Annotated in this window: 15 protein-coding genes; 3 read left to right on the plus strand and 12 right to left on the minus strand. The window is 36.2% G+C overall.

Annotated elements, in window-relative coordinates:
* Positions 1–2: 2 nt before the first annotated feature.
* The 8 genes from ORI89_RS07775 to ORI89_RS07810 all read right to left on the minus strand — a co-directional run bounded on the left by ORI89_RS07775 (position 3) and on the right by ORI89_RS07810 (position 10,643).
* Positions 3–3,410 (minus strand): SusC/RagA family TonB-linked outer membrane protein, encoded by a 3,408-nt coding sequence (locus ORI89_RS07775; protein WP_268229895.1) that lies wholly within the window; start codon positions 3,408–3,410, stop codon positions 3–5.
* Positions 3,411–3,466: 56 nt separating this feature from the next.
* The gene (locus tag ORI89_RS07780) at positions 3,467–4,654 is read right to left on the minus strand and encodes a FecR family protein (RefSeq protein WP_268229896.1); all 1,188 of its coding nucleotides are present in this window, start codon (positions 4,652–4,654) and stop codon (positions 3,467–3,469) included.
* Between the two features lie 59 nt (positions 4,655–4,713).
* Positions 4,714–5,316 (minus strand): RNA polymerase sigma factor, encoded by a 603-nt coding sequence (locus tag ORI89_RS07785; RefSeq protein WP_268229897.1) that lies wholly within the window; start codon positions 5,314–5,316, stop codon positions 4,714–4,716.
* Between the two features lie 495 nt (positions 5,317–5,811).
* On the minus strand, positions 5,812–6,222 hold the full coding sequence (locus ORI89_RS07790) for a GNAT family N-acetyltransferase (RefSeq protein ID WP_268229898.1): 411 nt from the start codon (positions 6,220–6,222) through the stop codon (positions 5,812–5,814).
* Between the two features lie 25 nt (positions 6,223–6,247).
* The gene (locus ORI89_RS07795) at positions 6,248–7,414 is read right to left on the minus strand and encodes an ABC transporter permease (protein ID WP_268229899.1); all 1,167 of its coding nucleotides are present in this window, start codon (positions 7,412–7,414) and stop codon (positions 6,248–6,250) included.
* Between the two features lie 57 nt (positions 7,415–7,471).
* On the minus strand, positions 7,472–8,428 hold the full coding sequence (locus tag ORI89_RS07800; protein ID WP_268229900.1) for an HlyD family secretion protein: 957 nt from the start codon (positions 8,426–8,428) through the stop codon (positions 7,472–7,474).
* Position 8,429: 1 nt separating this feature from the next.
* On the minus strand, positions 8,430–9,824 hold the full coding sequence (locus tag ORI89_RS07805; protein ID WP_268229901.1) for a TolC family protein: 1,395 nt from the start codon (positions 9,822–9,824) through the stop codon (positions 8,430–8,432).
* Between the two features lie 255 nt (positions 9,825–10,079).
* The gene (locus tag ORI89_RS07810; protein ID WP_268229902.1) at positions 10,080–10,643 is read right to left on the minus strand and encodes a Crp/Fnr family transcriptional regulator; all 564 of its coding nucleotides are present in this window, start codon (positions 10,641–10,643) and stop codon (positions 10,080–10,082) included.
* Positions 10,644–10,774: 131 nt separating this feature from the next.
* On the opposite strand from ORI89_RS07810, the gene mazG reads away from it, so the two are divergent.
* The 3 genes from mazG to ORI89_RS07825 all read left to right on the plus strand — a co-directional run bounded on the left by mazG (position 10,775) and on the right by ORI89_RS07825 (position 13,379).
* A complete protein-coding gene (gene mazG / locus ORI89_RS07815; RefSeq protein ID WP_268229903.1) occupies positions 10,775–11,584 on the plus strand; it encodes a nucleoside triphosphate pyrophosphohydrolase in 810 nt (269 codons plus the stop codon).
* 124 nt (positions 11,585–11,708) lie between these two features.
* A complete protein-coding gene (gene trpS / locus ORI89_RS07820; RefSeq protein WP_268229904.1) occupies positions 11,709–12,710 on the plus strand; it encodes a tryptophan--tRNA ligase in 1,002 nt (333 codons plus the stop codon).
* A 54-nt stretch (positions 12,711–12,764) separates the two neighbouring features.
* Entirely contained in the window at positions 12,765–13,379 is a 615-nt protein-coding gene (locus tag ORI89_RS07825; RefSeq protein WP_268229905.1) for a deoxynucleoside kinase, read from the plus strand.
* A 195-nt stretch (positions 13,380–13,574) separates the two neighbouring features.
* On the opposite strand, the gene ORI89_RS07830 is transcribed toward ORI89_RS07825, so the two are convergent.
* The 4 genes from ORI89_RS07830 to pdxH form a co-directional block, all read right to left on the minus strand.
* A complete protein-coding gene (locus ORI89_RS07830) occupies positions 13,575–14,912 on the minus strand; it encodes a dihydroorotase (protein ID WP_268229906.1) in 1,338 nt (445 codons plus the stop codon).
* Positions 14,913–15,204: 292 nt separating this feature from the next.
* A complete protein-coding gene (locus tag ORI89_RS07835; RefSeq protein ID WP_268229907.1) occupies positions 15,205–16,395 on the minus strand; it encodes an NADH-quinone oxidoreductase subunit D in 1,191 nt (396 codons plus the stop codon).
* 5 nt (positions 16,396–16,400) lie between these two features.
* Positions 16,401–16,892 (minus strand): NADH-quinone oxidoreductase subunit C, encoded by a 492-nt coding sequence (locus tag ORI89_RS07840; RefSeq protein ID WP_268229908.1) that lies wholly within the window; start codon positions 16,890–16,892, stop codon positions 16,401–16,403.
* Between the two features lie 5 nt (positions 16,893–16,897).
* The gene (gene pdxH, locus ORI89_RS07845) at positions 16,898–17,551 is read right to left on the minus strand and encodes a pyridoxamine 5'-phosphate oxidase (RefSeq protein WP_268229909.1); all 654 of its coding nucleotides are present in this window, start codon (positions 17,549–17,551) and stop codon (positions 16,898–16,900) included.
* Positions 17,552–17,595 lie beyond the last annotated feature (44 nt).

Raw genomic sequence — 17,595 nt, forward strand, 5'->3', positions numbered from 1 at the left:
GATTAAAAACTTAAATTAACACCAAACATCCATGATTTTGCTACAGGGTAATAACCTTGATCTACTCCCATACTAAGGGGCGAACTACTCCCTATTTCAGGGTCAAGACCTTTATATTTCGTAAATGTAAAAAGGTTGTAGCCGCTGATCCAAAAGCGTAAATTCTGAACCTCACGCAATAAACTATTAGGAAGAGTATACCCCAATTGTATCGACTTAATGCGTAAGTACGAACCATCCTCTACCAGCCAGTCTGAAATCTGTAAATTCCCTTCATTAGATGAACTAATTTTAAACTGACTATTACTAGGGTTAGTAGGTGACCAAGCCTCTGACATTAACTCTTTAGGTGCATTATACCAACCAACCCCAGACTTCATATCAATTTTAGCGATATTCATAATATCATTACCAATAGTACCCTGCCCCAAAATTCTCAAATCAAAATTTTTATATGTAGCACCTATGTTTAAACCATAAGTCAGATCAGGAAAAGGATCGCCAATATTTGTGCGGTCATTACTATTAATAACACCATCTTTATTAACATCAACAAAACGTAAGTCCCCAGGAACGGCTCCAGATTGTATGTAGGTATCTACTTCACTTTGACTCTGAAAAACACCATTGGTCTTAAAACCGTAATAATAACCTATCGGCATGCCCTCTTCGGTTAAAGTCGTTGTATAACTGATCCACCCCCCACCAGGTATGGGCTCGCCCCCGCCCAAAGAGAGAACTTTATTCTTGAGTGTAGCCGCATTAGCGGCAATAGAGTAACCAAAATCACCTATTTTATCGCTATATCTTAAGGCAAATTCAAATCCCTGGTTTTCTACCTTCCCAGCATTACTCCAAGGACTATTATTGTATCCTAAATAAGTCGGCAAAGGCACATTCAATAACATACCATCTGTAGTCTTCCTATAATAATCAAGGGTAAAGTCAAGCTTCCTTTCAAAAAAAGATAAATCTAATCCCACATCCATCTGCTCAGTCCGCTCCCACTTAATCATTGAGTTACCTATACTATTACTACCTCCTCCCAATTGAGGAACATATTGACCGAAATAATAATAACCTTGATTACCTGAATAAGTTGTTAAATAAGCTCCACGACCTATATTCTGGTTGCCTATACTACCCCAGCTCATTCTCAACTTACCACTAGAAAGCCAATTAAAGCTCTCCATAAAATCTTCTTCACTGAAGTTCCAGCCCGCCGAAATAGAAGGAAAAGCCCCCCACTTCTTATCTTTACCAAAATTAGAGGAACCATCATAACGGAAATTAGCAGTAATCATATATCTATCCTTATAGGAATAAAAAACTCGGGAAAAATAAGAATTCAACGCACTTTCCCATTTGGATCCCGAAGCTTGCGGATTAATTGTAGCTGCATCAATGATCCATTGGCTGGGTGAATTCGAAACAAGTCCTTGTTTAGAAGCTCCTGATGCTTCACTCTTCCATTCTTCTGCCGATGTACCCACCAAAGCTGTTACATAATGATCATACCATTTTTTATCAAAATTCAACACATTTTCCCATACATAATAGTCGGTCTTAGAATTAGATACACCGACAGTTGCATCAGAATTAAATTGATTTCCATTCAAATAATATTTTGGCATAAACGAATTGGAAATACCTGTCGCTAAATCAACACCTATATTACTTCGAAAACGTAACCAATCGGTGAACTTAACATCAACACTTCCCCCTCCTTTAATAGCTTTTCCCTTCCAACGGTTATTTTTATAAATCTCAGTCTGAGCAACAGGATTCTCTTTATTTGTCATCAAAATAGGACTATAAAAAGACCATGGATTATTAACATCTACCCTATCTAAGAAAAGACCATCTCTTAAAAAATCAGGTATGTCCACCAAATTATTACGAAAAACAGGTGAAATAGGATCTGCAGCAAAAGCGATAAAAGCAGTATTGAAACCTGGGCTGCCTTCCAAGACATTACCACGACCTTCTGACACAACCCCAATATTAGCAGAAAACTTTAACCACGAACGCAAATTATGTTCAATATTTGTGCGAAACGAGATACGATCATAATCAGATCCTTGGATAATACCCTCTTGGTCAAGATAACTTAAGCTCGTACGGTACGAAAGATTACGCATGCCACCGGATATCGCGATATCATAATTCTGAATAACAGCATCTTTTTGATTGATTTCCTTCCACCAGTTTGTACCTTCGATAGAACCGGTATTCGACTGTAAAAACTTGAGAACTTCTTGCTTATTCGCCTCCGTAAAAAAAGCAGGTAATCCAGCATTAGTATTTGCTAAATTTTTATAATCCATAAACTCGGATGCATTCATCATATCATAAGTTTTAACAGGGTTTTGCAAACCTACATAAGTATCAAAACTAATTAGATTACTCAGTTCATCCCCCGACTGTGGCCCTTTTTGAGTCGTAACCATAATAACACCATTAGCAGCTCTTGAACCATAGATAGCTGTAGCAGATGCATCTTTTAAAACCTCCATGGAAAGAATATCATTAGGATTAAGCCAGCCAATATCACTTTGCGGCAAACCATCAACCACATACAATGGATTATTATCATTAACAGTTCCGATCCCTCTGATACGTACTGCTGGCGGTGTACCTGGGCTACCTCCCGTCGAAGTAATCTGCACACCAGCAGCTTGCCCCTGCAAAGCTTCCGTAGCATTGCGCACTGGCATACTTTTTAATGCCTTTCCACTAATTTGCTCAACTGAACCGGTTAAATCACGCTTACGCTGTGTGCCATACCCAACAACTACCACCTCATCTAAACCTTTAACAGATTCATCTAAAACTATAGTATGAGCATCATACGTTTCCACCTTGTACTGAAGCGGCAAATAACCTATAATAGAAAAATTCAAAATTTGATTTATCGACACATTAGCAAGAGTAAAAAAGCCATTTTCATCCGTAGAAGTTGCTATGGAAGACCCCTCCAAAACAATTGTAACTCCCGATAAGGGTTCTCCTTGCGAATTTATAACCGTACCCTTAACATTTTGCTGCTGCAGCTGCTCTTGATGTTGCTTTTCTCCATTATGAATAGTAGAAGATGGCTTTTTATCTTTTATAAAAATTGTCTTATCCCGAATCTCAAAAGTAAGTCCTAAAGGATCAAAACATTTTGTTAATACAAATTGCATATCCTTATTATCAACTTCGATGTTAATCGCATCAATACTGTTTAATAATTTCTGATTAACTAAGTAGTCGTAACCAGTTTGTTTCTGAATGTGAGTCATTAACTCTTTTAGGTTTGCATTTTTAAGCCTTAAAGATATCTTTTGGCCATAGCCTAAGGCATACGCATGCATAAAGCCTAAGGTTAGTATCAACATCAATGCGATACTGATTCTTTTTTTATACATAGTATTAGTTTATATTTAGTCATGTTATTTACAAATGGTTTATTAAAAAAGTAAGCTTAGTCCATAATAATTACCCTCCCTTCTTTAATACTAAAGTTATTATTGGATATAATTTCAAGCTGTTTTAATATATCTGATAGTTTTTTAGCCCTCGACAGCACACCGGTATACCGATCTTTATTTAAACTCCTATTATCAATACCATCTACGGCATACCATCGGCTTAATTCATTTAGAATTTCCATAATAGTTAGATCGGAAAATCGATACACATCAGAACGCCAAGAAATAACATCCTGAAGATTAACCGTTGCAACGGTCAAATCTCCATCAGCATTTCCAATTGCCTGTTCACCTGGCACTATTTTAAGGTCATTAATATTAGTTTTTAAGCGTACACTGCCTGAAAATAACGTTGTCTCTGAAAAATCAAATTCGGGATATGATCTTAAATTAAATGTTGTCCCTAAAACCTCTACTTCATTATGTTTGGTCTTTACAATGAATGGCTGATCGGGATTATGGTTAACGTCGAAAAAAGCTTCACCAACAACCTCCACAACTCGTCTATCTGCATCAAATCGAGAGGGAAAAATCAAAGACGAAGAACTACTTAGCCAAACAGAAGTGCCATCTTCTAACACAACATAAGCTTTATCTCCCTTATTGGTCCAAAACTTATGTTGAGAACCAATAGAGGCGAATGATGCTAACGACTCCAACCGAACACCTCCATCTCCTAAAAATTGATACCGAATACTATCGCGCTCGAGAAAACCATTCCCATGTTCTTTAATTGCAATAGTTTCTCCATCTGCAAAACTCAGATACCCTCCTTTACTCTCTAAAATGGCTATATCACTTGTATCAAAATTTTGACTTATCGGTTCATTTAAAACCGTATCTAGGCTAATTGTATCTTTAAAACCCTCTGGTTTAAACAAAAGAAATAATAATATTATAGCACTGGCCACCATAGCATAATACCACTTTCGAATATGCACGACCTTCTTCCCTTGGCCTCTAATACGTTCTTTAATCTGTGATAATACCGCGTCTTCGTCAAAGCTTACATGTTCAAAATCCCATCTTTCTTCATTTGCAGTAAACACTTCTAACAAATCGTCAATACTTTCATAATCAGACTCAACAATCCAGTTAGATAACTCTTCGTATTCTGTCTGAGAAATAGATTTCGCTAAATATTGTTGAAAAAGATAATAAATTCTATTTTTACTATACATTCTTTGGTTCTACTATTATGGTTATTTATAGTAAGAACGCCGCTGCCTAGGGGATAGGACTAGATCAAATCAAAAATAAATTCGCAACCCAAAAATATCACAATTCCTAAGAACTGATTTTCTTGTAAATAAACGCGTAAACTCTTTAAAGCTGCAACCATATGGTTTTTAACTGTGTTAGGTGAAATAGAAAGCTTAGCAGCTATCTCTTGATGTGAAAGTCCCTCGAAACGACTCAAATTAAAGACCTCTTTCTGGGTAGGCGTTAATTTATTCAATGCTTTCTCTAAATTGCTTTTCAGATCATTAAACGCAATCTCTTCTTCTACCGAACTACATGATTCATTAATTAAATTCCAGTGATGTTGCTTATGGATCTCATAACGCATCATTGAGCGGAGCTTAGTTAGTGACTTTTGTTTGGTAATAATATATAATAAAAGCCAGATATCTTTTTCTTCATTAATACTCTCCCGATTATCCCAAAGATGTAGAAAAATTTCTTGTACAACATCCTCACTCCAAGCTTTATCTTTTAATATATAAATAGCAAGAGAAAAAACTCTTCTACTATATTTTTCATATAAAATCGTGAGGGATTTCTCATCAGATTTCTTAAGTTTGAGAATAATATCTTTTTCAGAAGGCTTGACACTGATCATTTCACATAGCTTAGGAAACCAAATTTAACAATTATTTCTATTTACACATAGAACCCAATAAAAACTATATAAACTGAACAAACGGTAATCAACAATTTACAACTACCCGCCCCACAAACTTACGTCAAATATGAGCGTAACCAACCTATTCTCTCCTTAATGATAACCTGGATCAGTGAAAATATTGATAACTTAAATATAAAACTTGTCCTATGCACAGGAGACCTTGGTGAACAGAATGAAAAGATCAACCCAGATGATAAGACAAGCAGCCAATCGAGTCGAGAACAATCGGCAACTAAGGTAACTCACAAAAAAGTATAAGGATCATACAGCAATACTATTAACACATTCGTACCTTAATTCGCAAAATGAACAAATTGTTCAAGATGGCTATAAACTACAAGGCCCCAACTACGGGGCTAGCATATTTCAAAAACTTGTACAACCTTCTAACAACAAAGAGATTGTTTTTTCAGGTCACATTGGTGTGCCTTACTTTATAACCTTTCCCATTCCTCTAGATTCTGGCCATACAGAACTAAATCCATATTGCTCGTAAAGTCGATAAGCTTCACCATCAGCAATTAGATTCACATAACAAGAGGCCGGTAGATTATCCACTATAAACTCTTCTATCTTCCCCATAATAAGTTTACCTAAACCTTGCCCCTGATGATCTGGCAATACACATATATCAACAACCTGACAATGGCAAGCTCCATCACCTACTAATCTTCCCATCCCAACAACATCATTTTCACTTAAGACCAATACACAGCAAAGTGAGTTTCTTATACCAATTTCCGCTGCTTCTGCTGATTTCGGAGACAAACCACATGCTACGCGAAGATGCCTATACACATCTGGCTCAATTAACTGATAAACAACCCTATAATTCATCATCAACAATTATAAAAAATATGAAGTATTATTCTGCCAACTGATTTTTTCTTGATTTCCGCATTTTTATGAACAATAATAACACAGAAAAAAATAAACAAACAGCACAAATAATAGAAAGAATAATTAAAGGCCGGTAAGTATGATATAAGTCAGCTTGCTGCACAAATAACATTCTATAAATTCGTAAATAATGAGTAGTAGGAATTGCATCAGCAATCCATTGCACCCAACTAGGCATCAAACTAGATGGCCACGTGAAACCACTCAAAATAAAAGCTGGAGTTGCAACAACCATCAATATTTCTGTGGCTTTAAGTTGAGAAGGAATAGCAATGCTCACTAAAATACCGATCAAAGAAGCTGCCAAAATAAATACAAAAGTACACAGTATAAACCACCAAAAATCGGTATGTAAAGGCACTTTATAATAAAAACTCATAAGCCAATAAAACACCAAAATACCAACGGACATCAATAAGTAAGGTAATACTTTAACTAAAATAAGACCAAACGGATTGGACATTCGGCTTACTAATTCTCCAAATGTATTTTTCTCAAATTCAGTAGAAAATGACAGGGCCAAACCCAATAACAATACTTGCTGCAAAACAGTAATCAGCACACCCGGTAACATAAAGTAGAGATAATTGCCACTTCGAATATTCTGTCTAACAATTGTCGTCTTAAACGGTTCAAATTGCTGCGAAGCAATATATTCAGGCACTCCTTTTTTCATTTGTGATTGTATAAGCACACCCGCCTTCATAGTTGTTGCTACGATATTAACAGCCATCATAGCTGTATTTGAAGTTAAAGTATTCGCACCATCAACAAATATCGTAATTTCAGGTAAACGGCTCTGCTGAACATCAGCTGAAAAGTTACGAGGGATATGTACAATTGTCGTAGCCTCATGATCAATAGCGACATCTTTAGAGTTAAATAAAGAAGGTAATATACGGGCAATATGCACACTTTCATTGTCATTCAACATATCAATGAAAGTTTCGCTCATGGGGCCGCTATCCTCATTTACAACAACGATAGGCATCTCCACAACTTTGCCTTTCTGATAAACACTACCAATTAATACGGCATAAAGCACTGGAGCTCCCAAAAAAAGCATCATCAATACTTTATTGTCGAAAAAAAGCTTAAACTCTCGCCCTAATAATCCTAAAAATTTTCTCACTGTATAAAGTTTGAAATCATTATAATACTTTCACTCTTAACCTCATTACTATTAAGGTCAATCAATTTTTAAAATAGCCAGAGTTTTTGTCAACAAGCTATTCGCATTTTCATTATCTTTTGGTATAATTTTAACCTCAAAAACGGCTAACTGATTTTCATAGTCTGGATAAGCTGTAGCTATATTAGCGTAAGAGTTAAGTGCTTTAATAGCTACCACCCTTCCCTGTACTTGTCTATTATCTAAATAAGGTAAACTTACAGTAACTTCATCTCCTTTTTTTAATCTACCAACTTTATCCTCTGGCAAAGTAAAGCGAAAAAAAGTCGAATTTTGTACTGATCCATTAATAATCGGATACCCCGCCATAGCCAGTTCTCCAATTTTTAAATTTATACTCTCGACCTCCATCAATTGAGGAGCAATCAAATATTTCTCCTGTGCTGCGATTTGCACTTCAGAGACAGCCCCTTGCGCACGTTCCTTCTGCCCCAATGCCATAACCTGCTGTTCATAACGCGCACCATTACTCACCTCTTCTATTTCAGCCTTTGCAGCTAAGTACTGATTTTTTGCTCCTTGGTATTTAGCATAGGTCTCGTCAAAATTTTGCTGCGAAATCAAACTATCTTTCAACAAATTCTCTAATCGGTCAATCGATTTTTTAGCAAACTCATACTGTTCTTTTAATCCGGCGACTTTAGCCTGAAGCTGTACTAATTGCCCAGCTGTTGCTCCTTTTAAAGCCATATTATACTGTGCATCTGCAGACTGTAATGCGCCTAATGCTTGTTCTTTTTTTGCATCTAACTCCGGGATATCTAACACAGCTAACGTATCTCCCGCTTGTACAATATCTCCCTCTTGCACAAGAATACGCTCTATCTTTCCAGGAACTTTAGTAACCACTGTGATTTGATCACGCTCCACCTTACCTTCAAAAGTAGTGTTTACCACTTCTTGTCCACAAGAAACAAACAACAAAACAACTCCTAATATATAAATACCTTTCATCTTAATTATTTATCGTATATAACAACCTACCCGATGTATGTAGCAATTCTATAGCAGCCGAACGCTGCTGAATAACATTACTATAATATGCTAAATTAACCTTATACCAATCATTTTCAGAAGCTAAAAACTCAGTAATATCAATTAATCCTGCTGCATATTGACGTGACGCAATATCCAAATTATTCTCTGCAACCTTTAATTGCTGATCACCGACCTTAATTTTTTGATTATTTGTATCATATTGTATCTTATTCTTACTCAACAGCAAACTCAATTTCTCCTCAGCTTCATTTTTTTTAGTATCGTTTATTAATTGCTCGATTCTAACCTGTTGAATTTTATTTTTCCTCTCCCCTCCTGTGAAGATATCCCATTTAACTCCAACACCTAACAGCAGATTTGGCCTCAATTTCAACGAGTTTGACTTCATATCTATATCTCCCACTAATGGCTTGTCTTTCAATGTCAAATTACTATTAAACATATTAAAATAACTTGCTGAGCCAAAGGCAAAAACAGTAGGCAAATAGCTTCCCTGTTCTTTCTTGTAAAGGTACTCATAAGCTTTGCCTGAAGCGTCCAAAGCCTTAAGTTCTGCGCGTTCCGATACATCTAACGGCATATCATCAATCAGAATAGGCAAAAGCTCATAAACTATCTGTTCTAATTCAGCTAAAGAAACACCCGTATCTTGTCGAATCTTTTCAAGTAACAAAATACGATTCCCCTGTAATTCAATCTTTTTTTCCTCAAGCTCCAAAATAGCCAACTTCAATTTATCACGGTCATAAGGTATTGCCAACCCATTATCTATTGCTTTATTAACTTTTAGTTGTTCTTTAAGCAATCTTTTTTCCGAATCAACAATTAACTTATCAACCTGACCTAATAACATCACTTGATCGAAGCTTGTTATTACCTCTTTCGCAATAGTCTCTTTACTCGCATCCACTAATAAGCGCTGGGCGTTCGTTTTTTCCTGTAAAGCCTTTTCACCATTCGGTATTTGTAAGCCAGTAAAAATAGCCTGACGTACAGAAACCCCAGCCCGAAGAAATTGTGAACTCATCTTAAAATCAGACACCCCCTCAAACAAAGCCATATTTAAAATAGGAATATCTAATGTTGGCAAATCTAAACCTCCAGTAGCATTCATATAACCATAAACACCAGTAGCAGATACATGTGGAAGTTTATTTGAACGAACTCCTTCCGCCTCTAACACACTTTTATCGACATCAAGAGATTTAAGCTTTAATGTATTATTATTATGAAAAGATTGCTGAATAACCCCTTTTATCTGGGGATCAATAATCTCTTGCGCCAAAACACTATCCCCAAATAAAACAACAGCTAAAGCCAGAAAAAACCAACTCCTATTTTTACTCACCATTATTACCTTTTTATTAAGCAAACAAATATCGCCTTAATTAGATTTACTTTTTTTCAGATATCTTAAAAAAATAAGTAATATACATTTCATGCGATTATACGACAAAAAAACTATTTTTTAGCATACAAAACAATTGTACAAGTTAAAAATAGCAAAACTAAAGTTTCATAAAGAAAAATATATGACTTTTAATGAAGGATTAATGCCATTCATTTTGATTGAATATTCTAAAGCGATAAAAAATTTCAATATTTATTATTTTCGCTGACTGCGAATGACACTCAAAGTCTGTTGCGACACGCCCAAATAAGAAGCGATATCACCTAAAGGAGCGCGAAGTAGAATATCAGGGTTACTTCTCAATAATTGATGATAACGCTCCTGAGCACTTTCAAATTGCAAAGCGTGCAAACGAGAAGAAAAAGCAACTAAAGACTCCAATAAGATAGACTGTATAAGTTTATTAACTGCAATCGAATCTGCAGCAAGTTCTTCAATTAGAGAATAGGGAATAATTCTAATAATAGAATCCTCTACAGCTTCTATCCCATAAATTGAAGCGTTATTATAAAACACACTTTCTGAGGTTGCTAAAAAACGTTTTTCTCCGAAAAAGAAATGTGTTATATCTCTTCCTCCCTTATAATAAAACAAACGTACCAACCCACTTTCAACAAAAAAAACATTTTTCGAATAATGACCTGTCTCCAGTACGATCTGCTTACGAGTAAATTTCTTAGTACTAGTCGCCATGTCAAACTGTTGCAGAACAGTATCATCTAAGCCAAAATTTGCTTTTAGATAGGGTATCAGTTGCATACAGCTAAATTAACTTATTTTCAGCAATTATTTCTCCTCAACCAACAAAACCATGGAAAGAGATCTTACCATCATTCATAATGTTTTTGTATTTTTGATGAGCATTAACTCATTACAAACAATAAAACACAATGCCATATCCCATCCCAGCAATTCAAAAAACAGCTCCCAAAGCCTTTGACCGATTAATTACTATTCTAGACACCCTGCGCATAGCCTGTCCCTGGGATCGAAAACAAACGATGGAATCCTTGAGACACTTAACTATCGAAGAAATGTACGAGTTAACTGATGCTATTCTAGAAAAAGACTATAAGGAAATAAAAAATGAACTCGGCGATGTAATGATGCATCTTCTGTTTTATGCAAAAATAGCAGATGAGGAACAACAATTTAACATAGTCGACGTACTTAATGCAGTATGTGACAAACTGATCACCAGGCACCCACATATTTATGCCGAAGCGCAAGCTCAAACTGATGAACAGGTCAAAACCAACTGGGAAACTATAAAGTTAAAAGAAGGCAAAAAATCGGTGCTGGAAGGTGTTCCCAAAGGTCTACCTGCTTTAGTAAAAGCTTATCGTATACAGGATAAAGTTAGAGGCGTAGGTTTTGACTGGAAGGACAAGGGGGAAGTATGGAAAAAAGTAGAAGAAGAACTAAATGAGTTTAAAAACGAGTTTAATCTGGAAGATAGAGACCAAATTGATCATAACAATGCGGAGGCCGAATTTGGAGATTTACTATTTTCGTTAATTAACTATGCCCGACATTTAGGCATCAATCCTGAAAATGCATTAGAACGCACAAACAAGAAATTCATCAAACGCTTTTCATATATAGAACAAAGAGCAGCTGAAAAAAACGTAACATTACAGGATATGACTTTAGAGGAGATGGATCGTTATTGGAACGATGCAAAAAAACATAACTTATAACTAAGTTATATATAAAATTATAATTGATTATAACAGATAAACAAAGGGTTTTATACTTCTTTATTTAGCCCAACTAAAATCCAACCTGTATATTTATTTAGCAATAAAATTGTAATTTAGCACCATGAAGGAAACTGTTGTGAGCGGTATTAGAAGTACCGGGAAATTACACTTAGGAAATTACTACGGAGCACTGAGCAACTTTGTTAAAATGCAAAACGACTACAATTGCTTCTTTTTTATAGCTGATTTGCATTCCCTAACCACCCACCCTACTCCTGGCGATTTAAGCCGTACGGTAAGACAAGTAGTTATGGAATACTTAGCAGCAGGAATAGATCCTGAAAAATCTACAATTTATATTCAATCAGATGTACCTGAGGTAGCCGAGCTTTACCTGTACATGAATATGAATGCCTATCTCGGAGAGCTAGAGCGTGCTGCAGCATTCAAGGACAAAGTCAGAGACAACCCCGACAACGTGAATGCTGGTTTAGTTACCTATCCCGTATTAATGGCCTGTGATATCTTAATACACCATGCTACTAAAGTGCCCGTAGGTAAAGACCAGGAACAACACCTCGAAATGACACGTACATTTGGAAATCGCTTTAATAGGCTATATAATGTTGACTATTTTAAAGAAGCATTTGCTTTTTCATATAGTGATAAATTAGTCAAAATTCCCGGATTAGATGGGAATGGAAAAATGGGTAAATCAAATGGTGACGCAAGCTGTATATATTTGAGTGACACGCCGGAGGTTATCCGCAAAAAAGTGATGCGTGCTGTTTCTGACTCCGGTCCGACAGAAATGAATCAACCAAAACCCGAATCTATTCAAAATCTATTTGATTTGATGTCTATCGTATCAACACCTGATACAGTAGAGCATTTCAATGAATTATATAATAAATGTGAAATTAGATACGGTGATTTTAAAAAACAATTAGCCGAAGATATGGTACTAGCAACAGAACCAGTGCGCTCTCGTATTGAAGCAATCTCTGCTGATGAAGAATATGTTCAAAAAGTTATACGCATAGGGGCTGAAAAAGCAGGAGAAAGTGCCAGAAAAACACTAAAGGAAGTACGCGAAATTATTGGAATAAAAAAGCTATATTAAGAAAGCAGACTTAAAACAAAAACATTTTACTTATCTATTTAAATTTTCGCACAAATGCATATAGCCATTGTAGGTAATATTGGAGCAGGAAAAACCACTTTAACAGAGCTCTTGGCACGTCATTTAAACTTTGAACCACAGTATGAAGCGGTAGAAAACAATCCCTACCTAGAAGACTTCTACGCGGACATGAAGCGCTGGGCATTTAACTTACAGATATTCTTCCTAAACAGTAGATTTAGACATATTGTGGATCTACAGAGTAGAGATATCAATATGATTCAAGATAGAACTATCTATGAGGATGCTTATATTTTTGCTGAAAATCTATACGACATGGGGCTAATGAGCGCTCGTGATTTCGAGAACTACAGCAATATTTTCCAAAGTATAGTGCATTATATAAAGCCTCCTGATCTATTAATCTATCTTAAAGCTTCTGTTCCTACTTTAGTCAATAACATACAAAAAAGAGGGCGTGACTACGAGTCGGCAATACGTTTAGACTACCTTTCAAAATTAAACGATAAATACGATAAGTGGATAAATAATTATACGGAAGGCAAACTTCTCGTTCTAGACAAGGATAACTTAGATTTCACAAACAACCCAGAAGATCTTGGCCATATTATTGAAAAAGTAGAAGCTAAAATGTTTGGGCTATTTTAAATTATTACATTTTCTATCGTTGTATTTTAAATATAACGATAGAAAATGTTGTAACCTTACAAACAACCTCTTCGTCCTTTTATTTTATTGATCTAACCTTTACCCTTCTTTCAAGCACGAAATAATACTACACGACTTTTCGTTTACAGGATTCATTATAAACACCCTTCAACTAAAAGACAAATAAAATCGAGATTAACGATTAAAAAGTAAACGATGCCCGGTTCCAACCTCACAGATTTCCCCATCTTCATAAGCAATATTACCTGACACAATAGTAAATATTATACTGGAAGAAAATGTATGCCCTTCAAATGGCGACCAGCCACATTTCGATAGTATATTCTCTTTGGTCACTGTATATGGTTTGTTCAGATCAACCAAAACCAAATCGGCCCAATATCCTTCGCGTACAAAGCCCCTATTCTCTATCTGAAACAATATCGACGTATTATGAGCCGTTTTCTCCACCAGTTGTTCCAAAGTTAGCTTCCCCTGCTTATATAGATCGAGTAATGCTTGAAGCGCATGCTGGACTAAAGGGCCCCCAGATGGAGCTTTCGAATAGACTTGTTCCTTTTCAGCTAATGTATGTGGCGCATGATCCGTCGCTATTACATCAATATGTCCATCAAGAACAGCGTCTAAAATAGCATCTCTATCTGCACTTGTTTTTACTGCCGGATTCCATTTTATAAAATTCCCCTTAGTTTCGTAATCCTCGTCTGAAAACCACATATGATGTACACAAGCCTCTGCAGTAATTTTCTTGTCAGACAACGGAATAGAGTTGTCAAAAAGTGTAGTTTCTTTAGCACTGGAAATATGTAATATATGCAAACGGGCTCCATGCTTTTTAGCCAGCTTAACCGCCTTAGAGGAGGAAAGAAAACAAGCCTCTGTGGAACGTATAATTGGGTGCATTGCAATATTTAAATTTTCCTCTCCAAATTCAGCAATTGCTTTTTGCGTGTTGTTACGAATCGTTTCTTCATCCTCACAATGAACAGCAATGAGAGTAGGCGCATGTTCAAAAATCTGTTCTAAAGTCTGTTCATTATCAACCAACATATTACCTGTAGAAGACCCCATAAAAACTTTGATTCCACAAACATCTCTAGGATTAGTTTTTAAGACCTCTTTCAGATTATCATTACCTGCCCCCATATAAAAAGAGTAGTTAGCCAAAGATCTATCTGCAGCAATATCGTATTTATCTTGTAAAAGACCTTGAGTCAGGGTATTGGGAACTGTATTAGGCATTTCCATAAAAGAAGTAGTTCCTCCTGCAACTGCCGCCCTACTCTCATGCCAAATATCTGCCTTATAGGTGAGTCCCGGCTCTCTAAAATGCACCTGATCATCAATTAAGCCTGGAAACAAGTGTAAACCCTCAGCATTAATTATTCGGTCAGCGGGCATCCTGATATCTCTTGCTATTTTTTCAATACGGCCCTGACTAATATACACATCCGTAATTATTGTTTGACCTTCATTAACAAGTGTAGCTGATTTTATAAGAATAGATGACATGGTATGATGATTATTTACTTAACAAAGATAAAAAACTAAATCTTTAATAATATGAAACAACACTATTTAAAACCTTCAAAAATTAAGACCAATTTTAACAAGACTTTTAAAACACTTAAATAGTAATCTGTGCAAGGTGTTTAAAAAGTAAGTATACTAACTTTTTAAATAGAAAAAGCCCGCTATCGGGAGATAACGAGCTTCTCTATTAACCAATTATAAACTTAAATTATGAGAACACAAATCTAATAATTTTATAACAATAACGCAATATAGTTTTGTCAATCATTTACTATCTATCCACCTCTCCTAGCACAATATCTATCGATCCCAGAATAGAAATGAGATCTGAAATAAGCTGTCCCTTGCCTATTTCAGGAAGAACAGAAAGATTATTAAAACTTGGCCCTCTGGATTTTACACGCCTTGGAATATCAGATCGTTCCTGCGTAACGAAGTGAAAGCCTAACTCCCCTTTGGGGTTTTCTGCCCTAATGTAATATTCTTGTGGCTTAATATTAATTCTTTTAGGAACCAAAGCGCGAGGGTCAAAATCAGGCATTCTTTTAAAATCCGACAGTAATCTATCTAAACATTGCTCAATGATATGTACCGATTCTTTGACTTCATCCACCCGCACCTTATACCGGTCCCAACAATCACCTACAGCCCCCATCTCTCCCTTCCCAATTGGAATATCAAATTCTATTTCAGGATAAACCGAGTAGGCATCAATACGTCTCAAGTCCCATTTAATACCAGACGCACGCAACATTGGACCGCTACAGCCATAATTAATTGCCACATCGGCTGGTAACACACCTATATTAGCAGTTCGAGATATAAAAATCTGATTTGTTGACAATAAATCATCTAACTCGACAAGCTTTGGTTTAAAATAACTTATAAAGTCACGGCAACGATCCTCAAAACCTACAGGTAAATCATAAAACAATCCACCTATCCAAATATAATTATACAACATCCGTGAACCAGAAGCCCATTCCAGCATATTCATAATATGCTCCCGATCTCTAAAACACCACATAAATGGTGTGAACGCTCCAATATCAATACCATACGTACCTATAGCTATTAAGTGTGAAGCAATCCGATTTAACTCACAAACCAAAACACGAATGTATTCAATACGCTTAGGTATTTCTTTGTCTATACCAAGCATGCGCTCTACACCCATTACGAAAGCATGGCTATTATTCATGGAAGACAAGTAGTCTAGACGATCTGTAAAAGGTATTGTTTTCGTATAACTCATAGACTCTGCATGTTTATCAAAACAACGATGCAAATAGCCTAAGTGAGGAATAATATCCTTTACCAGCTCTCCATCAGTAATCAATTCTAGACGAAGAACCCCATGCGTAGAGGGATGCTGAGGTCCCATATTAATTACCATTTCTTGCGGACTTACAGCAGCAATTCTTTTCTTGTAATTTTCGTACCCTTGATTATACGTTAACATTTTTTTTATTTAATAGCTATCCCATGATAAGACTCTGGATCCTTATAATCTTTACGTAAAGGATATCCCTGCCAATCGTCTGGTAATAATATTCTTCGCAAATCAGGGTGATTACTAAAAAACACACCCATTAAATCAAATGCTTCACGTTCATGCCAATCAGCTGTACGCCACACCTGAGCAACTGATGGAACCTGAGGCAGTCCATCCGGATTACGGTCGTTAAACAACTCTACTTTGAGCACTAGTTGCCTCTGATAAGGGATTGAAGTAAGATGATAAACAATTTCGAATTTCGCTTCCGGATAATAATCTACAGCAGATATATTCGAAAGAAAGTCAAAATACAACCCTTCAGTATCACGAAGGTGCAAACATAAATCCAAAAGAAAATCAGCTTTAACAATTAAGATAGGCTGTAAATGCTGGGTTTCTATTCGCTCAACAACTCCCTCTCCAAATTTTTCATGGATTTTCTCAACAATATCATTCAACATATTACCTAAGGTGCTATTCTGTTAATAATCCAGTCTTCATTCTCTAAAGTATAAACCAAGCGATCGTGTAAACGGCTACTTCTCCCTTGCCAGAACTCTACACGAACAGGTTTTACCTGATATCCGCCCCAATAAGAAGGCCGGGGAATTTCTTCTACCCCCTCATATTCTTTAGTCACCTGAGCAACACGATTTTCTAAAACTTCTCTGCTAACAAGCTTTGAACTTTGAGATGAAGCAATTGCACCTATTCTACTGCCCCTGGGTCGGCTTCCAAAATACTCATCTGACTCCTCCGCAGGGAGCTTTTCCACCATTCCTTCTAATCGCACTTGTCGCTGTAACTCTGCCCAGAAAAAAAGTAAGCTCACTTTATTATTAACCAAGAGCTCCTTCCCCTTGTTACTTTCATAATTTGTAAAAAAACTAAAACCACTGGGTTTAATGTCTTTTAATAACACAATCCGAGATACAGGAAAACCATCATTATTAATAGTAGATAATGCCATGGCATTGGGTTCTAGCACCTCCGCCATTAGGGCTTGTTTAAACCAGTCGTGAAACTGTACTATAGGATCAGCCACTACGTCAGCTTCAGTTAAGCTAAATCTCGAGTACTCATCACGAATCGAAGCGATCTCTTTATGGGTTATAGACATAATAAAACATTAATTAAGACAAAAATAGACAAAAAATAACCGTT

It is taken from the genome of Sphingobacterium sp. UT-1RO-CII-1 (assembly GCF_026711005.1).
GTDB lineage: Bacteria > Bacteroidota > Bacteroidia > Sphingobacteriales > Sphingobacteriaceae > Sphingobacterium.

Bases quoted from the DNA above. Each gene is read 5' to 3' on its own strand.
- ORI89_RS07775 (WP_268229895.1), bottom strand. From the start codon at position 3,410: ATGTATAAAAAAAGAATCAGTATCGCATTGATGTTGATACTAACCTTA.
- ORI89_RS07780 (WP_268229896.1), bottom strand. From the start codon at position 4,654: ATGTATAGTAAAAATAGAATTTATTATCTTTTTCAACAATATTTAGCG.
- ORI89_RS07785 (WP_268229897.1), bottom strand. From the start codon at position 5,316: ATGATCAGTGTCAAGCCTTCTGAAAAAGATATTATTCTCAAACTTAAG.
- ORI89_RS07790 (WP_268229898.1), bottom strand. From the start codon at position 6,222: ATGATGAATTATAGGGTTGTTTATCAGTTAATTGAGCCAGATGTGTAT.
- ORI89_RS07800 (WP_268229900.1), bottom strand. From the start codon at position 8,428: ATGAAAGGTATTTATATATTAGGAGTTGTTTTGTTGTTTGTTTCTTGT.
- ORI89_RS07805 (WP_268229901.1), bottom strand. From the start codon at position 9,824: ATGGTGAGTAAAAATAGGAGTTGGTTTTTTCTGGCTTTAGCTGTTGTT.
- ORI89_RS07810 (WP_268229902.1), bottom strand. From the start codon at position 10,643: ATGCAACTGATACCCTATCTAAAAGCAAATTTTGGCTTAGATGATACT.
- mazG (WP_268229903.1), top strand. From the start codon at position 10,775: ATGCCATATCCCATCCCAGCAATTCAAAAAACAGCTCCCAAAGCCTTT.
- trpS (WP_268229904.1), top strand. From the start codon at position 11,709: ATGAAGGAAACTGTTGTGAGCGGTATTAGAAGTACCGGGAAATTACAC.
- ORI89_RS07825 (WP_268229905.1), top strand. From the start codon at position 12,765: ATGCATATAGCCATTGTAGGTAATATTGGAGCAGGAAAAACCACTTTA.
- ORI89_RS07830 (WP_268229906.1), bottom strand. From the start codon at position 14,912: ATGTCATCTATTCTTATAAAATCAGCTACACTTGTTAATGAAGGTCAA.
- ORI89_RS07835 (WP_268229907.1), bottom strand. From the start codon at position 16,395: ATGTTAACGTATAATCAAGGGTACGAAAATTACAAGAAAAGAATTGCT.
- ORI89_RS07840 (WP_268229908.1), bottom strand. From the start codon at position 16,892: ATGTTGAATGATATTGTTGAGAAAATCCATGAAAAATTTGGAGAGGGA.
- pdxH (WP_268229909.1), bottom strand. From the start codon at position 17,551: ATGTCTATAACCCATAAAGAGATCGCTTCGATTCGTGATGAGTACTCG.